General features: G+C 62.7%; 14 protein-coding genes. All 14 read left to right on the top strand.

All coding sequences use genetic code 11. From position 1 onward, the window contains the following. The first annotated feature begins 83 nt into the window (after positions 1 to 83). The 14 genes from iolC (at position 84) to BLQ55_RS04545 (ending at position 17,200) form a co-directional block, all read left to right on the top strand. Entirely contained in the window at positions 84 to 2,030 is a 1,947-nt protein-coding gene (gene iolC / locus BLQ55_RS04605; protein ID WP_092252633.1) for a bifunctional 5-dehydro-2-deoxygluconokinase/5-dehydro-2-deoxyphosphogluconate aldolase, read from the top strand. Positions 2,031 to 2,180: 150 nt separating this feature from the next. After that, positions 2,181 to 3,074 (top strand): myo-inosose-2 dehydratase, encoded by an 894-nt coding sequence (gene iolE, locus BLQ55_RS04600; protein WP_092252631.1) that lies wholly within the window; start codon positions 2,181 to 2,183, stop codon positions 3,072 to 3,074. Next, positions 3,071 to 3,880 carry a 5-deoxy-glucuronate isomerase gene (iolB, locus tag BLQ55_RS04595; protein WP_092252630.1) on the top strand — a complete coding sequence of 270 codons (810 nt, stop codon included), beginning with the start codon at positions 3,071 to 3,073 and terminating at the stop codon, positions 3,878 to 3,880. The genes iolE and iolB overlap by 4 nt, the downstream gene beginning before the upstream one ends. 30 nt (positions 3,881 to 3,910) lie before the next feature. Further along, entirely contained in the window at positions 3,911 to 5,413 is a 1,503-nt protein-coding gene (locus tag BLQ55_RS04590) for a CoA-acylating methylmalonate-semialdehyde dehydrogenase (protein ID WP_092252628.1), read from the top strand. 32 nt (positions 5,414 to 5,445) lie between these two features. Beyond that, positions 5,446 to 6,267: a TIM barrel protein gene (locus tag BLQ55_RS04585; RefSeq protein ID WP_092204844.1), complete on the top strand. Its 822-nt coding sequence runs from the start codon at positions 5,446 to 5,448 to the stop codon at positions 6,265 to 6,267. Between the two features lie 151 nt (positions 6,268 to 6,418). Next, positions 6,419 to 8,350, top strand: a complete 1,932-nt coding sequence (gene iolD, locus BLQ55_RS04580; protein ID WP_092252626.1) for a 3D-(3,5/4)-trihydroxycyclohexane-1,2-dione acylhydrolase (decyclizing) — start codon at positions 6,419 to 6,421, stop codon at positions 8,348 to 8,350. Between the two features lie 29 nt (positions 8,351 to 8,379). Beyond that, entirely contained in the window at positions 8,380 to 9,390 is a 1,011-nt protein-coding gene (locus BLQ55_RS04575; RefSeq protein ID WP_092252624.1) for a bifunctional inositol 2-dehydrogenase/D-chiro-inositol 1-dehydrogenase, read from the top strand. A gap of 283 nt (positions 9,391 to 9,673) precedes the next feature. Then, positions 9,674 to 10,726: a Gfo/Idh/MocA family protein gene (locus BLQ55_RS04570; RefSeq protein ID WP_092252622.1), complete on the top strand. Its 1,053-nt coding sequence runs from the start codon at positions 9,674 to 9,676 to the stop codon at positions 10,724 to 10,726. Positions 10,727 to 10,868: 142 nt separating this feature from the next. Then, a complete protein-coding gene (locus tag BLQ55_RS32125) occupies positions 10,869 to 11,021 on the top strand; it encodes a hypothetical protein (RefSeq protein ID WP_170842345.1) in 153 nt (50 codons plus the stop codon). Between the two features lie 51 nt (positions 11,022 to 11,072). After that, a complete protein-coding gene (locus BLQ55_RS04565; RefSeq protein ID WP_092252620.1) occupies positions 11,073 to 11,999 on the top strand; it encodes a sugar ABC transporter substrate-binding protein in 927 nt (308 codons plus the stop codon). Positions 12,000 to 12,073: 74 nt separating this feature from the next. Then, positions 12,074 to 13,627, top strand: a complete 1,554-nt coding sequence (locus BLQ55_RS04560; protein WP_092252618.1) for a sugar ABC transporter ATP-binding protein — start codon at positions 12,074 to 12,076, stop codon at positions 13,625 to 13,627. Between the two features lie 34 nt (positions 13,628 to 13,661). Then, the gene (locus BLQ55_RS04555) at positions 13,662 to 14,684 is read left to right on the top strand and encodes an ABC transporter permease (protein WP_092204850.1); all 1,023 of its coding nucleotides are present in this window, start codon (positions 13,662 to 13,664) and stop codon (positions 14,682 to 14,684) included. Between the two features lie 327 nt (positions 14,685 to 15,011). Next, positions 15,012 to 15,416: a TraR/DksA family transcriptional regulator gene (locus tag BLQ55_RS04550; protein WP_003202859.1), complete on the top strand. Its 405-nt coding sequence runs from the start codon at positions 15,012 to 15,014 to the stop codon at positions 15,414 to 15,416. 116 nt (positions 15,417 to 15,532) lie between these two features. Further along, positions 15,533 to 17,200, top strand: coding sequence for a methyl-accepting chemotaxis protein (locus tag BLQ55_RS04545; protein ID WP_371128514.1), 1,668 nt, complete (start codon positions 15,533 to 15,535; stop codon positions 17,198 to 17,200). Positions 17,201 to 17,314: the final 114 nt, after the last annotated feature.

Raw genomic sequence — 17,314 nt, 5'->3', positions numbered from 1 at the left:
GCTCGTTTTAGTCTGCATTCACCAACAGCGTTGGCGCCGGTGTCGGCGACAAGCGCAGGCTGATAAAAATAACAGGAGCCAGCATGGGCCAGACTCGTTTTGCCAGTGGGCGTCAATTGGATGTGATCTGCCTGGGACGCCTGGGCGTCGACCTCTACGCGCAGCAAGTCGGTGCGCGCCTGGAAGATGTTTCGAGCTTCGCCAAGTACCTTGGCGGTTCGTCGGCCAACATCGCCTTCGGCACGGCGCGCCTGGGCCTCAGGTCGGCGATGTTGAGCCGGGTAGGCGATGACCACATGGGCCGGTTCCTGGTGGAGTCTCTGGCCCGCGAAGGCTGCGATGTCAGTGGCATCAAGGTCGATCCCGAACGCCTGACGGCCATGGTCTTGCTGGGGATCAAGGACCGGGAAACCTTTCCCCTGGTGTTCTACCGGGAGAATTGCGCCGACATGGCGCTGCGCGCCGAAGACATCGACGAAACCTTCATTGCTTCCAGCAAGGCTTTGCTGATCACTGGCACGCATTTCTCCACCGACGGCGTCTACAAGGCCAGTATCCAGGCGCTGGACCATGCGCAAAAACATCAGGTCAAGCGGGTCCTCGACATCGATTACCGGCCAGTGCTTTGGGGCCTGGCGGGCAAGGCCGATGGCGAAACGCGGTTTGTGGCCGACCAGAAAGTCAGCCAGCACGTGCAGAGCATCCTGCCGCGTTTCGATCTGATCGTCGGCACCGAAGAAGAATTTCTCATCGCCGGCGGCAGTGAAGACCTGCTGACTGCGTTGCGTACTGTGCGCTCGCTGACGGCGGCGACCCTGGTGGTCAAGCTCGGCCCCCAGGGTTGCACGGTGATCCATGGTGCCATTCCGGCCCGGCTCGAAGACGGCGCCATTTACCCGGGCGTGCGGGTCGAAGTCTTGAATGTACTGGGCGCTGGCGATGCGTTCATGTCCGGATTTCTCGCCGGCTGGCTGGAGGACGCCAGCGATGAACGCTGCTGCCAGTTGGCCAATGCCTGCGGTGGGCTGGTGGTGTCGCGCCATGCCTGTGCCCCGGCGATGCCGACCCGGGCTGAACTCGACTATTTGTTCGACAGCCCGGTGCCCATCACCCGGCCGGACCAGGATGTCGTGCTGCAACGCCTGCATCAGGTCAGCGTACCCCGCAAGACCTGGAAACAGCTGTTCATCTTCGCCTTCGACCATCGCGGACAACTGGTGGAACTGGCCCAGAAGGGCGGCCGCGAGTTGAGCAGCATCGGCGAACTCAAGCAACTGTTCATTCAGGCGGTGGCGCGGGTCGAAGCCGACCTGCGGCACCAGGGCATCGAGGCTGACGTCGGTCTGCTGGCCGACCAGCGCTTCGGCCAGGATTCGCTGAACGCTGCCACCGGCCGCGGCTGGTGGGTGGCACGGCCGGTGGAAGTGCAGGGTTCGCGGCCACTGGCCTTCGAGCACGGGCGCTCCATTGGCAGCAACCTGATCGCCTGGCCACAGGAGCAGATCATCAAGTGCCTGGTGCAATTTCACCCGGACGACGAACCGCTGCTACGCCTGGAGCAAGAGGCGCAATTGATGGGGTTGTACAGGGCCTCCCAGGCCAGCGGCCATGAATTGCTGCTGGAAGTCATTCCGCCCAAGGATCATCCGTCACCGCACCCGGACGTGCTCTATCGTGCCCTCAAGCGCCTCTACAACCTGGGCATCTTTCCGGCGTGGTGGAAGATCGAAGCCCAGGGCGCGGATGAATGGCAGCAGCTCGATGAGCTGATCCAACAGCGCGACCCGTATTGCCGTGGCGTGGTCCTGCTGGGCCTCAACGCCCCGGCCGCCGCGTTGGCCGAAGGGTTTCGCCAGGCTAGCCAGAGCAGCACCTGCCGCGGTTTCGCCGTGGGCCGCACGATCTTCCAGGAACCGAGCCGGGCCTGGCTGGCCGGGGAAATCGATGATGAAACGCTGATCCAACAGGTGCAGGGCAGGTTTGTGGAGTTGATCGAGGCCTGGCGTGCTGCGCGAAGTCAGACATTGTGAATACTGAACCTGTGGGAGCGAGCTTGCTCGCGATAGCGGACTGACAGTTGACAATCAGTCGCCTGACCCACCGCTATCGCGAGCAAGCTCGCTCCCACAGGGTTCATTGCCGTCTTCAATGGTTATGAAAAAACAATAAAAGGTGCAGCCATGCCCGCTATTCGAATTGGCATCAACCCGATTTCCTGGAGCAACGACGACTTGCCATCGTTGGGCGGCGAGACGCCGTTGAGTACGGCGCTGAGTGAAGGCAAAGCCATCGGCTACGAAGGCTTCGAGCTCAACGGCAAGTTCCCCAAGGACGCCAAGGGCGTCGGCGATGTGCTGCGACCGTACGACCTGGCGCTGGTCTCCGGCTGGTATTCCAGCCGCCTGGCCCGGCGCTCGGCGGCGCAGGAGATCGATGCGATCGCCAGCCACGTCGAGCTGTTGGCCCAGAACGGCGCCAACGTGCTGGTGTACGGCGAGGTCGCCGACTCCATTCAAGGCCAACGCATTCCATTGGTCGAGCGGCCGCGTTTTCACACCGACGAAGCCTGGCAAGCCTACGCCGAAAAACTCACCGAACTGGCGCGCTTCACCTTGTCCCAAGGCGTGCGCCTGGCCTATCACCACCATATGGGCGCCTATGTCGAGTCGCCCGCGGACATCGACAAATTGATGGCCCTGACCGGCAGCGAAGTCGGCCTGTTGTTCGATTCGGGTCACTGTTACATGGGCGGGGGCGAACCGCTGCATGTCTTGCGCAAGCACATCGAACGGGTCTGCCATGTGCACTTCAAGGACGTGCGCAAACCGGTGGTGCAACTGGCGCGCAATAACCTCTGGAGCTTCCCCGACTGCATCATCAACGGCACCTTCACCGTGCCGGGGGATGGCGATATCGACTTCGCCGCGTTGCTCGATGTGCTGCTGGCCGCCGACTACCAGGGCTGGTTGGTGGTGGAAGCCGAGCAGGATCCCGCCGTAGCGCCGAGTTATGCCTACGCCAAGAAAGGCTACGACACTCTGCGCGCCTTGCTGCAAGAAAGGAGTGCGTCATGAGCCTGTTGATCAAGAGCCATTCCAGCGGCCGAACCATGGTCCAGTTGCCAGCGGGCGAGCTGGAATACGTCGGGTTCGCCGCCTACCGCCTGAGCCTGGGTGAAACCCTGCCGGTGGCCGCCGGGGACCAGGAACTGTGCCTCGTGCTGCTCAGCGGTCGCATCAGCCTCAAGGGCGAAGCGCCGGGGCAGGGGGCCTTCGATTGGGACAACCTTGGCGATCGCCTGTCGGTGTTCGAGGACAAGTCGCCCTATGCCGCGTACCTGCCGCCCGGCAGCCAGGCCCAGGTCACCGCCCTCAGCGATGTACAGATCGCCGTGTGTGCCGCGCCGGGTTCGGCGCGTAGCGAATACGGCCCGCGGTTGATCCGCCCGGAGAGCATGAAGCGCAGCGTGCGCGGCAAGGGCGCCAACACCCGTTATGTCTGCGACATTCTGCCGGACAGCGAACCGGCCCACTCACTGCTGGTGGTGGAAGTGCGCACGCCGTCGGGGCACTCCTCGAGTTACCCGCCGCACAAGCACGACACCGACGACCTGCCACACCAGAGCTTCCTCGAAGAGACCTATTACCATCAGGTCAACCCGTCCCAAGGCTTCGTGTTCCAGCGGGTCTACACCGACGACCGCAGCATCGACCAGGCCATGGCGGTGGAAAACAGTGACCTGGTGGTGGTGCCCAAGGGTTATCACCCGGTCAGCGTGCCCTACGGGTACGAGTCGTATTACCTCAACGTCATGGCCGGCCCGAAGCGGGTCTGGCAGTTCCATAACGACCCGCAGCACAGTTGGCTGCTCGACCTCTGAATGCCACACTTTCCACGGAGAACAAGAACAATGAGTAACGCCCCGGTAGTAGGCCATTACATCGACGGTCGAGTGCAGGCCAGCGACAGCGCGCGCCTGAGCAATGTCTTCAACCCGGCCACCGGCGCGGTGCAGGCCCGGGTGGCCCTGGCCGAACCGAGTACCGTCGACGCGGCGGTGGCTTCGGCGCTGGCGGCGTTCCCGGCCTGGTCCGAGCAGTCGTCCCTGCGCCGTTCGCGAGTGATGTTCAAGTTCAGGGAATTGCTCGATCGGCATCACGACGAACTGACGCAGATCATCAGCCGTGAACACGGCAAGGTGCTGTCCGACGCCCACGGTGAAGTCACCCGGGGCATCGAGATCGTCGAGTACGCCTGCGGTGCGCCGAACCTGCTCAAGACCGATTTCAGCGACAACATCGGCGGTGGCATCGACAACTGGAACCTGCGCCAGCCCCTGGGTGTTTGCGCCGGGGTCACGCCGTTCAACTTCCCGGTGATGGTGCCCTTGTGGATGATTCCCCTGGCGCTGGTCGCCGGCAACTGCTTCATCCTCAAGCCTTCGGAGCGCGACCCGTCCGCCAGTTTGCTGATGGCCCGCTTGCTGACGGAAGCCGGCCTGCCGGATGGCGTGTTCAACGTCGTCCAAGGCGACAAGGTGGCGGTGGATGCGTTGTTGCAGCACCCGGACATCGAAGCGATTTCCTTTGTCGGCTCCACACCGATCGCTGAGTACATCCACCAGCAGGGCACGGCGCACGGCAAGCGCGTCCAGGCCCTGGGCGGGGCGAAGAACCACATGATCGTCATGCCCGATGCCGACCTCGACCAGGCGGCGGATGCGTTGATCGGTGCGGCCTACGGCTCGGCCGGCGAACGCTGCATGGCGATTTCCATCGCCGTGGCGGTGGGGGATGTGGGGGATGAATTGATTGCCAGACTGTTGCCTCGCATTGATCAACTGAAGATCGGCAACGGCCAGCAGCCCGGCACCGACATGGGACCGCTGGTCACCGCCGAGCACAAGGCCAAGGTGGAAGGTTTCATCGACGCCGGCGTGGCCGAGGGCGCGCGCCTGATCGTCGATGGCCGTGGTTTCACGGTGCCTGGGGCCGAGCAGGGGTTCTTTGTCGGCGCGACGCTGTTCGACCAGGTCACCACCGAGATGAGCATCTACCAGCAAGAGATTTTCGGGCCGGTGCTGGGGATTGTCCGTGTGCCGGACTTCGCCACGGCGGTGGCGCTGATCAATGCCCATGAGTTCGGCAACGGCGTGTCGTGCTTCACCCGTGACGGCGGCATCGCCCGGGCGTTCGCCCGCAGCATCAAGGTCGGCATGGTGGGCATCAACGTGCCGATCCCGGTGCCCATGGCCTGGCATTCCTTTGGCGGCTGGAAGCGTTCGCTGTTCGGCGATCACCACGCCTACGGCGAAGAAGGCCTGCGCTTCTACAGCCGCTACAAAAGCGTGATGCAGCGCTGGCCCGACAGCATCGCCAAGGGTCCTGAATTCAGCATGCCGACTGCCCAATAACCCGTTTTTACAGTGCCGGAGGGAGAACAACAATGAACAAACCCCTGCGTTTTGCCTTGAATCGAATGGTTGCCCCGCGTCTGTCGCTGCCCGAATTCATCGACCTGGCGCTGGCGTTGAGAACCGACGCCATCGAGATCCGCAACGATCTCAAGGGCGTCGAGATCGAGGACGGCATGGCGCCCGGCCGTGTGCGTGAGTTGTGTGAGGAAAGGGGCATCAAGGTGCTATCGATCAATGCCCTTTACCCCTTCGATGTGTGGAACGAGGAACGCCGTGCCCAAGCGGTGAGGCTGGCCGACTACGCCCGCGAATGCGGTGCCGAAGGGCTGGTGATGTGTCCGCTCAACGACCGGGCCGACCCGCGCAGCGAGGCTGAACGGGCGGCGGGGTTGCGTACCGCCCTCAGCGAACTGGCGCCGATCCTGCGCGCCTTCGGCATCTACGGCTTCATCGAACCCCTGGGTTTCGAAGAGTGCTCGTTGCGCCGCAAGCGTACCGCCGTGGACGCGATCCAGGCCATCGGCGGGCTGGATGTGTTCCGCCTGGTGCACGACACTTTTCACCATCATCTGGCGGGGGAGCAGGCGTTCTTTCCCGAACTGACCGGGCTGGTGCACATCTCCGGCGTCGAAGATGCCCAGGCGCCCTTGGCGACCATTCGCGACGGCCACCGGGTGCTGGTGGGCGCGGCCGACATTCTGGGTAATGCCGGGCAGATCGAGGCGCTGCGGGCCGGTGGCTACGAGGGCTACCTGTCCTTCGAACCGTTTGCCGAGAGCGTCCATGAACTGGCTGATATCCGCCAGGCGTTGGGGGCGAGCATGAATCACCTGCAAAGCTCACAGGCCTGACCCGACTTCCTGAACGATGGAGAACCCCTTGTGGGAGCGAGCTTGCTCGCGATGACGGCGCTCCAATCAATACATGCGTCGCCTGACACACCGCTATCGCGAGCAAGCTCGCTCCCACACTTGACCGAGTTGCGTTTGAAAAGGTGCAAGCATGACCACAACACGACTGACCATGGCCCAGGCCCTGGTGAAATTCCTCGATAACCAGTACGTCGAGGTCGATGGCGTCCAGAGCAAATTCGTCGCCGGGGTCTTTACCGTTTTCGGCCACGGCAACGTGCTGGGCCTGGGCCAGGCGCTGGAGCAGGACAGCGGCGACCTGGTGGTCCATCAGGGCCGCAACGAGCAGGGCATGGCCCATGCCGCCATCGGGTTCGCCAAGCAGCACCTGCGGCGCAAGATCTACGCCTGCAGCGCGTCGGTGGGCCCTGGTGCGGCGAACATGCTGACCGCCGCGGCCACCGCCACGGCCAATCGCATTCCGTTGCTGCTATTGCCCGGCGATGTCTACGCCAGTCGCCAGCCGGACCCGGTGCTGCAGCAGATCGAACAGTTTCACGACCTGAGCATCAGCACCAACGACGCCTTCAAGGCCGTGAGCAAATACTGGGACCGCATCAACCGCCCCGAGCAGTTGATGACTGCGGCGATCCAGGCCATGCGCGTGCTCACCGACCCGGCCGAAACCGGCGCGGTGACCCTGGCGCTGCCCCAGGACGTACAGGCCGAAGCCTACGATTACCCGGATTATTTCCTGCAAAAACGCGTGCACCGCATCGACCGTCGCCCGGCCACCGAGGCAATGCTCGGCGACGCCCTGGCGCTGCTCAAAGGCAAGCACCGACCGTTGATCATCTGTGGCGGCGGCGTGCGGTATTCCGGGGCCAATGCGGCGTTGCAGGCCTTCGCCGAGCGTTTCGACATTCCCTTCGCCGAAACCCAGGCTGGCAAGAGCGCCGTGGTGTCGAGCCATCCGTTGAACGTCGGTGGCGTCGGCGAGACCGGCTGCCTGGCGGCGAACCTGCTGGCCAAGGACGCCGACCTGGTCATTGGCGTCGGGACGCGCTACAGCGACTTCACCACCGGCTCCAAATGGTTGTTCCAGCACCCGGACGTGCAGTTCCTCAATCTCAACGTCAGCCCCTGCGACGCCTTGAAGCTCGACGGCGTGCAGCTGCTGGCCGACGCCCGCTCGGGCCTGGAGTCACTGTCCGCAGCGCTGGGCGACTATCGCGCTGAATGGGGCGGGCAGATCGCCGACGCCAAGGCCCAGTTGGGCGCCGAGGTCGATCGGATCTACCAGGCCGATTATCAAGCCGAGGCGTTCCTCCCGGAAATCGACGACCACATGGACCCGGCGGTGTTTCGCGAATTTATCGAACTCACCGGTTCCTGCCTGACCCAGAGCCGCGTGCTGGGCACCCTCAACGAAACCCTGGCCGACGATGCGATTATCGTCGCCGCCGCCGGCAGCTTGCCCGGCGACTTGCAGCGCGCCTGGCGCAGCAAGGGCGTGAACACCTATCACGTCGAGTACGGCTATTCGTGCATGGGTTATGAGGTGAACGCGGCCTTGGGTGTGAAACTCGCCGAGCCCGATAAAGAGGTGTACGCCCTGGTGGGCGATGGTTCCTACATGATGCTGCACTCGGAACTGGCGACCTCGATCCAGGAGCGACGCAAGATCAACGTGGTGCTGCTGGACAACATGGCCTTCGGCTGCATCAACAATTTGCAGATGGGAAATGGCATGGACAGCTTCGGCACCGAGTTCCGTTTCCGCAACCCGGACACCGGCAAGCTCGACGGCGCCTTCGTGCCGGTGGACTTCGCCATGAGTGCTGCGGCCTACGGCTGCAAGACCTACAAGGCGACGACCTTGGAGGAACTGCGCGCGGCCCTGGCGGATGCGCGGCGCCAGACGGTCTCCACTTTGATCGACATCAAGGTCCTGCCCAAGACCATGATTCACAGCTACCTGTCGTGGTGGCGGGTGGGCGTGGCGCAAGTCTCCACCAGCGCCCGCACCGATGCCGTCGCCAAGACCCTCAATGAACGACTGGCCAAGGCCCGTCAATACTGATTGCCCCAACCCTACGAAAGGAGTTCCACATGTCTTTGAAGCTGGGCGTCATTGGCACCGGGGCCATCGGCCAGGACCATATCCGTCGTTGCAGCCAGACCTTGCTCAATAGCCAGGTGGTGGCGGTGACCGACATCAACCTGCAACAGGCGGCCAAGGTCGTGGCCGATCTCAAGCTGACCGCCGAGGTCTACCCCGACGGTCATGCGTTGATCAAGGCGCCGGACGTGGAGGCGATCCTCGTTACCTCCTGGGGCCCGAGTCATGAAGAATTCGTGCTGGCGGCGATTGCGGCGGGCAAACCGGTGTTCTGCGAAAAGCCCCTGGCGGTCACGGCCGAAGGTTGCCGCACGATCGTCGACGCCGAAGTGGCCCATGGCAAGCGCCTGGTGCAGGTCGGTTTCATGCGGCCCTACGATGAAGGCTATCGGGCGCTCAAGGCGGTGATCGACAGCGGCCAGATCGGTGAGCCGCTGATGCTGCACTGCGCCCACCGTAACCCGCGCGTGGGCGAGAACTACAAGACCGACATGGCGATCACCGACACCTTGATCCACGAGCTGGACGTGTTGCGCTGGTTGCTGGCCGATGACTACGTGTCGGTGCAGGTCGTGTTCCCACGCAAGACCAGCAAGGCCCTGGCTCACTTGCGGGACCCGCAGATCGTCCTGTTGGAAACCGTCCGGGGCACACGCATCGACGTCGAGGTGTTCGTCAATTGCCAGTACGGCTATGACATCCAGTGCGAAGTGGTGGGGGAGACCGGCATCGCCAAGCTGCCGGAACCGTCCCAGGTACAACTGCGCAGCGGCGCCAAGCTGTCCAATGCGATCCTGATGGATTGGAAGGACCGTTTCATCGCCGCTTATGACGTCGAACTGCAGGCCTTCATCGACGGCGTGCGCGCCGGGCAAGTGGGCGGGCCCTCGGCCTGGGATGGGTTTGCCGCGGCGGTGGCGGCGGATGCCTGTATCCAGGCGCAGCAGAGTGGGCAGATCGTCAAGATCGACCTGCCCGAGCGCCCGCGTTTCTACGGCTAACCCCAATCCCCTTTGGGTATGCAGTCAAATGGTGGGGGCGAGCTTGCTCGCTATAGCGGTGGGTCAGTCGACATGATGCAGGCTGATCCGCCGTCATCGCGAGCAAGCTCGCTCCCACAGTCGACTGCGTTCCCTCAAAGGTACTCGGTCAAATTGTGGGAGCTGAGCTTGCTCGCGATGGCGTAGTGTCAGTCGACATCAATGTTGAATGTATCGCCGTCTTCGCGAGCAAGCTCAGCTCCCACAGGGATTGCATTCATTCAGTGATTAACAAGGAGCTTTCATGCGAATCGGGCTAGTCGGCTACGGCAAGGGCGGGCGGTTCTTTCATGCGCCGCTGATCAGCAGTCTGCCGGGGGCTACGTTCGTCGGCGTGGTGACCCGGTCCGCCGAGCGCCGCCAACAATTGGCCAGCGATCACCCGCAGGCCCAGGCCTTTGACACCCTCGAACAATTGGTGGCGGCCGGTGTCGATGCGGTGGTGGTGTCCACGCCTTTGGACGGTCGCCCGGCCATTGTGATGCAGGCCATCGAACTCGGCGTGGCGGTGGTCAGCGACAAACCGTTCGCCCCTGACGCCGCGCAGGCCGAGGCGATGGTGTTGGCCGCCGAGCGTCGCAACGTGCCTTTGAGCGTGTACCAGAACCGCCGCTGGGATTCGGATTTCCTGACCCTGCGCAAACTGTTGGCCTCCGGGGCTCTGGGGCAAGTCATTCGTTTTGAGTCGAGTGTCGAACGTTATTCGCCAACCTCGGTAGGCAAAGGCAGCGGTGGTGGGTTTCTGCGGGATTTGGGCAGCCACTTGGCGGACCAGGCGCTGCAACTGTTCGGGCCAGTGGTGCGGGTCTACGCCGAGCTGGACTACCGGCAGGCGGACCAGGTGTTCGACAACGGCTTCTTCATGTCCTTGACCCATGCCAGCGGCGTAATCTCCCACTTGAGCGGCAATTGCGTGCAAAACGCACCGCGCCCGCGCTTTCGGGTCAACGGCACCCAGGGCTGTTACACCGTCGAGGGCTTGGACGGGCAGGAGGCTCAGGCATTGGCCGGGTTGAGCCCGGCGACCGAGGGCGAGCGCTGGGGGGCTGAAGAACATCGGCGCTGGGGCTGGTTCGAACACGGCACCGAGCGCGAGCGGGTGACCTCGGAGCGTGGCTGCTGGCTGGCGTTCTACCAACACCTGCAAACCGCGTTGCAGGGCACTGGCCCGCTGCCGGTGGAGGCCCGCGATGCGCTGGCGACCACCCGCATTCTCGACGCCGCCAGGCAGAGTGCCGGGCAGGGCGAAGTGGTGCGGTTGTCCACGCCGGTGGGTCATGGAATAAAAAACGAATAAAATTCTAAAATAAGTTGATATGGAAAATATTTTCCAATAAAGTCGATTCCAGGTTACCGACAACCCTGTTTATCTTCCGCCAAGCCAGCCTTGAACGGATGACAGACGAAACAAAAACAAGAAACACAGCTAGGTACCGTCGATGAAAACCTTCAGCCGCTCTGCGTTTCACCTGCCACGTCTGCTGCGCCTGTCCGCAGTCTTTCCCCTGTTCGAATCCCTGTGTATCCAGCGCAACGGCGCCGTGGTCTGTTGCATGCCCGGCGCGCCCATCGTGCGTTTGCCCCGTTCCTGATCCGCTACGCCTTATCCATAAAACCAACAAAAAAGTGGAGAAAGACCGTTCATGAAGACCAAGACCCGTATCGCCTCGCTGGCCCTGTCGTTGATGCTCACCAGCGGCGCTGCCCTGGCGGACCTGAAGATCGGCGTCAGCATGTCCCAGTTCGATGACACCTGGTTGACCTACCTGCGCGAATCCATGGACAAGAAAGCCAAGTCCCTGCCGGACGGCGTGACCCTGCAGTTCGAAGATGCCCGCAGCGACGTGGTCAAGCAGCTGAGCCAGGTGGAAAGCTTCATCAGCCAGAAGGTCGACGCAATCATCGTCAACCCGGTGGACACCGCCGCGACCCAGCGCATCACCAAGGCCGCCGTGGCCGCCGGCATCCCGCTGGTCTACGTCAATCGCCGCCCCGACGACCTGAAACTGCCGGCAGGCGTGGTCACCGTTGCCTCCGACGACCTGGAAGCCGGTCGCATGCAGATGCAATACCTGGCCGACAAGATGGGCGGCAAGGGCGACATCGTGATCCTCTTGGGTGACCTGGCCAACAACTCCACCACCAACCGCACCAAGGGCGTTGAGGACGTGTTGAAGAATTACCCGAATATCAAGCTCAAGGAACGGCAGACTGCCACTTGGTTGAGGGACAAGAGTATGAATGTGGTCGGCGACTGGCTGACCCAGGGCACCGAGTTCCAGGCGGTGGTGGCCAACAACGACGAGATGGCCATTGGCGCCGCGATGGCACTCAAGCAAGCGGGCACTAAGCCGGGTACGGTATTGATCGCCGGGGTCGATGGCACGCCGGACGGTTTGAACGCCATCAAGAAAGGCGAAATGGCGGTCTCGGTGTTCCAGGACGCCAAGGGCCAGGCCGATGGCTCGATCGACACGGCGGTGAAAATGGTCAAGAAGCAGCCGGTCGAGCAGGCCGTCTGGGTGCCGTACCGCCTGATCACACCGGAAAACGTCGATCAGTTCAAGTGACGTTCAACCCGGCCCCACCACAATAATAAGCAGGCAAGGTCGCAACGCCGACCTTGCCGAGGGAGTACCTGATCATGTTCGCTTCAGCGACTGCTTCGAGCGCCCCGGCCATGACTTTCCGGCCGGATGTATCACTTGATGAGCCGTACCTGCTGGAAGTCGTCAATGTCAGCAAGGGCTTTCCCGGTGTGGTGGCCCTGTCCGATGTCCAATTGCGGGTACGCCCCGGTTCCGTGCTGGCCCTGATGGGCGAGAACGGTGCGGGCAAATCCACCTTGATGAAGATCATCGCCGGCATCTACCAGCCCGACGCCGGTGAACTGCGCCTACGCGGCAAGCCGGTGACGTTCGACACGCCGCTCGCGGCGTTGCAGGCCGGCATTGCGATGATCCATCAGGAATTGAACCTGATGCCCCACATGAGCATCGCCGAAAACATCTGGATCGGCCGCGAGCAGCTCAACGGCCTGCACATGGTCGACCATGGCGAGATGCACCGTTGCACCGCCCGGCTGCTGGAACGCCTGCGCATCAAGCTCGATCCCGAGGAGCAGGTGGGCAACCTGAGCATCGCCGAGCGGCAGATGGTGGAGATTGCCAAGGCCGTCTCGTATGACTCCGACATCCTGATCATGGACGAGCCGACCTCGGCCATCACCGAGACCGAAGTCGCCCACCTGTTCTCGATCATTGCCGACCTCAAGTCCCAGGGGAAGGGCATCATCTACATCACCCACAAGATGAACGAAGTGTTCGCCATCGCCGATGAAGTGGCGGTGTTTCGCGACGGCGCCTACATCGGCCTGCAACGGGCCGACAGCATGGATGGCGATAGCCTGATTTCGATGATGGTCGGGCGCGAACTGAGCCAGTTGTTCCCGGTGCGGGAGCAACCCATCGGTGAGTTGGTGCTGTCGGTGCGCGACTTGAGTCTGGACGGCATTTTCAAAGGTGTGTCCTTCGACCTGCACGCGGGGGAGATCCTGGGCATCGCCGGGTTGATGGGCTCGGGCCGGACCAACGTGGCCGAGGCGATTTTCGGCGTGACCCCGAGCACTGGCGGCGAGATCCGGCTGGACGGCCAACCCGTGCGCATCAGCGACCCCCACATGGCCATCGAGAAGGGCTTCGCGCTGTTGACCGAGGACCGCAAGCTCAGCGGCCTGTTCCCGTGCCTGTCGGTGCTGGAGAACATGGAGATGGCGGTGCTGCCCCATTACGTCGGCAACGGTTTCATCCAGCAGAAAGCCCTGCGCACCTTGTGTGAGGACATGTGCAAGAAGCTGCGGGTCAAGACCCCGTCGCTGGAACAGTGCATCGACACCTTGTCCGGCGGCAACCAGCAGAAGGCGCTGCTGGCGCGCTGGCTGATGACCAACCCGCGCATCCTGATTCTCGACGAGCCGACCCGCGGCATCGATGTGGGCGCCAAGGCCGAAATCTATCGGCTGATTTCCTACCTCGCCAGCGAAGGCATGGCGGTGATCATGATTTCCTCGGAACTGCCGGAAGTGTTGGGCATGAGCGACCGGGTGATGGTGATGCACGAAGGTGACCTGATGGGCACCCTCGACCGCAGCGAAGCGACCCAGGAACGAGTGATGCAACTGGCTTCGGGCCTGTCCTGATGCTCGTCAGTCCAGATAAAAAAGGTAAGTGGCTATGAACGCAATACTGGAAAACAAACCCGCGGCCGCATCGACCAGGTCCCGGCGGCGCCTGCCGACGGAATTGAGCATCTTCCTGGTGCTGATCGGCATCGGCCTGGTGTTCGAAATGTTCGGCTGGATCATGCGTGACCAGAGTTTCCTGATGAACTCCCAGCGCCTGGTGTTGATGATCCTGCAAGTATCGATCATCGGCCTGCTGGCCATTGGCGTGACCCAGGTGATCATCACCACCGGTATCGACTTGTCGTCCGGCTCGGTGCTGGCACTGTCGGCCATGATCGCCGCCAGCCTGGCCCAGACGTCGGACTTCGCCCGGGCGGTGTTTCCCTCGCTGACGGATTTGCCGGTGTGGATACCGGTGGTGGCGGGGCTCGGGGTGGGGCTGCTGGCCGGGGCGATCAACGGCAGCATCATTGCCATTACCGGCATCCCGCCATTCATTGCCACCCTCGGCATGATGGTCTCGGCCCGTGGCCTGGCGCGCTACTACACCGAAGGCCAGCCGGTGAGCATGTTGTCCGATTCCTACACCGCCATCGGCCATGGCGCCATGCCGGTGATCATCTTCCTGGTGGTGGCGGTGATCTTCCACATCGCCCTGCGCTACACCAAGTATGGCAAGTACACCTACGCCATTGGCGGCAACATGCAGGCGGCGCGGACCTCGGGCATCAACGTCAAGCGCCATCTGGTGATCGTCTACAGCATTGCCGGGCTGCTGGCGGGCCTGGCCGGCGTGGTGGCTTCGGCGCGAGCGGCGACCGGGCAGGCGGGCATGGGCATGTCCTACGAGCTGGATGCGATTGCGGCGGCTGTGATCGGCGGCACCAGCCTGGCAGGCGGGGTGGGGCGCATCACCGGGACCGTGATCGGGGCACTGATTCTCGGGGTGATGGCCAGCGGCTTTACCTTCGTCGGCGTCGATGCCTATATCCAGGACATCATCAAGGGCTTGATCATCGTGGTGGCGGTGGTCATCGACCAGTACCGCAACAAGCGTAAACTCAAGCGCTGATCCCCTGGTGTTGCGACAAAGCGCCACGCCTGACCCGCGTGGCGTTGCCATTTGTCTTCTTAATACAGCTATTGCAGCGAATTTCTTGTTATAAACGCACTCCGATGACTGCCAAAAGCCTGTCAGAGAACATTTGAGGGGGTTGTCGGACATTTTCCCTATGTTTTCAGTTGCTGAGGCCTCGACTCGGCCTTAGACTGCCGCCCCTCGTAAATTGAGTGCCGGGTGGCGCTTGGAATAGACGGCGCCTTTCCCGATGAGCGTGGCAGCTGCGCTGCGGGACGCTCCATAATTCGCCTTAATGCACGTTTTTTTATAGAGAAATCAATGACAAAGGAAAAGTTGCTGGCCATGCCGGCGGATGACTACATGAATGCCGAGCAGCTGGCTTTCTTCACCAAGCTGTTGCAGAACATGAAGGTCGAAACCCACGAGCGCATCGAACAGAACCGAATCGCCATTGAAAGCCTGGACACTCCGGCCGACCCGGCGGACGCTGCTTCCGTAGAAGAAGAGCGTACCTGGCTGGTCAACGCCATCGATCGCGACCAGCGCATGCTGCCTCAACTGGAGCAGGCCCTGGACCGTATCAACGACGACAGCTTCGGCTGGTGCGACGACAGCGGCGAGCCGATCGGCCTCAAGCGCCTGCTGATCAGCCCGACCACCAAGTACTGCATCGAAGCCCAGGAACGTCACGAACAGATCGACAAGCACCAGCGTCAGGCCTGATTCGCGTTTTCCGAAAAAAGATCGCGACCTTTTGACGAAGGCCGCGATCTTTTGCTTTCGCCCGTGCCTGTTCGTCTACTTCCGTTGACCTACTGCAAGAACACGACTAATGGACCATGGATAATGGCTCGGTAGTGGCGTTTAATGAGGTCATAACAACGAGAGTGTGGGTGACGAACATGGCGACAGACGGAACGCTGGCGGGTGCGGTGCCGGCCTCGGAACCTGTGACAAAAAGCGCGGCGCGCTGGCTGACGCCGACCTTGCAGAGCCTCTCCCTGGCCTTGCTGCTGTGCGGCATGGCCCTGGGTGGCTGGTCGCTGTACCTGGGCCTGCCGCTGGTCATGCTCATCGTCTGGTTGCCGCGCCTGCGTTCGCGCGTGGCCGTGGCCCCCGCATCCACGACCGACCCATTGGCCGAGCTGACCCGCGATCTGTCCTACACCACCAGCCATAACGCGCTGTCGGCGGCCGGCGTTGCCTATTCGGTCAAGCAACTGGCCGGCAAGGTCCAATCCCAACTCGATGCGGCGGCGCAGATCGTCAGCAATGCCGAATCGATGATCGCCACCGAACAGGCCACTTCGCAACTCAGCCAGCAGGCCTTGAGCGCTGCCAGCGAGGCCCATCGCAGCAGCGTGGCCGGGCGTAGCGAACTGGTAGAGTCGATCAGCCGCATGCATCAGCTCAGCCAGCGCGCGAATGACAGCCGTGAGTTGATCGAAGCCTTGAGTGTACGCAGCGATGAAATCCAGCGAGTCAGCCTGGTGATCCAATCGATTGCCAGCCAGACCAACCTGCTGGCGCTGAACGCAGCCATCGAGGCGGCTCGCGCCGGTGAGCATGGCCGTGGGTTCGCGGTGGTGGCCGATGAGGTCCGCGGCCTGGCCGGGCGCACCGCCGCGGCGACCGGCGAAGTCGGGGTGATGGTGGCCGACATCCAGCAGCGCACGACCCAGGTGGTGGAGCAGATCCGTCAATTGGCCGCTGACCTGGACAGCGGTGTGCAGCAGGTGGAGCACACCGGCCAGCACCTGGAAAACATTGCCAGGCTTGCAGAAGGGGTCGAGACCCAGGTCAGCGCCATCGCCCAGGGTACCGACACCAACCGCGAACAACTCGACAGCCTGTTCCACGCCATCGAGCAGATGCGCAGCGACCTGTCCATCAGCGACCAGCAGACCCAGCGCCTGGCCGAGGCGGCGGTGCAGATGGAAGGCCAGGCCGAAACCATCAGCGAACGCCTGGCCGAGGTGGGGCTCGACGATTATCACCAGCGGGTCTACGACCTGGCGCGGGAAGGGGCGAGCCAGATCGCCGCGCAGTTCGAGGCCGACATCGACCAGGGCCGTGTCAGCCTGGAGGACCTGTTCGACCGTAATTACCAGCCGATCCCCAATACCCAACCGGCCAAATTCCAGACCCGTTTCGACCGCTACACCGACCAGGTCCTGCCGGCGATCCAGGAGCCGTTGCTGGCCCGCCACGAGGGGCTGGTGTTTGCGATTGCCTGCACCCAGCAGGGCTACGTGCCGACCCACAACAAGGCGTTCAGCCAGCCACTGACCGGCGATCCCCAGGTGGATACGCTCAATAACCGCACCAAGCGCAAATTTTCCGATCGCACCGGGATTCGTTGTGGCAGCCACCAACAACCTGTATTGCTCCAGACCTACACCCGCGACACGGGAGAACTGATGCACGATCTTTCCGTGCCGATCATGCTCAAGGGGCGTCATTGGGGTGGTTTGCGGTTGGGCTACAAACCCGAGAAGCCGCGTTAGGCCGGAACGGCATCGATGTGGCAGGACGCCTTTGTGGCGAGGGGATTTATCCCCGTTGGGCTGCGCAGCAGCCCTAAAAAAGGCTGGACGCAGCTAGCCTGACACACCGAGCCA

The sequence above is a fragment of the Pseudomonas sp. NFACC13-1 genome, from assembly GCF_900104425.1.
In the GTDB taxonomy this organism is placed as follows: Bacteria; Pseudomonadota; Gammaproteobacteria; order Pseudomonadales; family Pseudomonadaceae; genus Aquipseudomonas; species Aquipseudomonas fluorescens_AA.
Note: the sequence above shows the minus strand (reverse complement) of the source record. Positions and strands in the feature narration are given on the sequence as shown.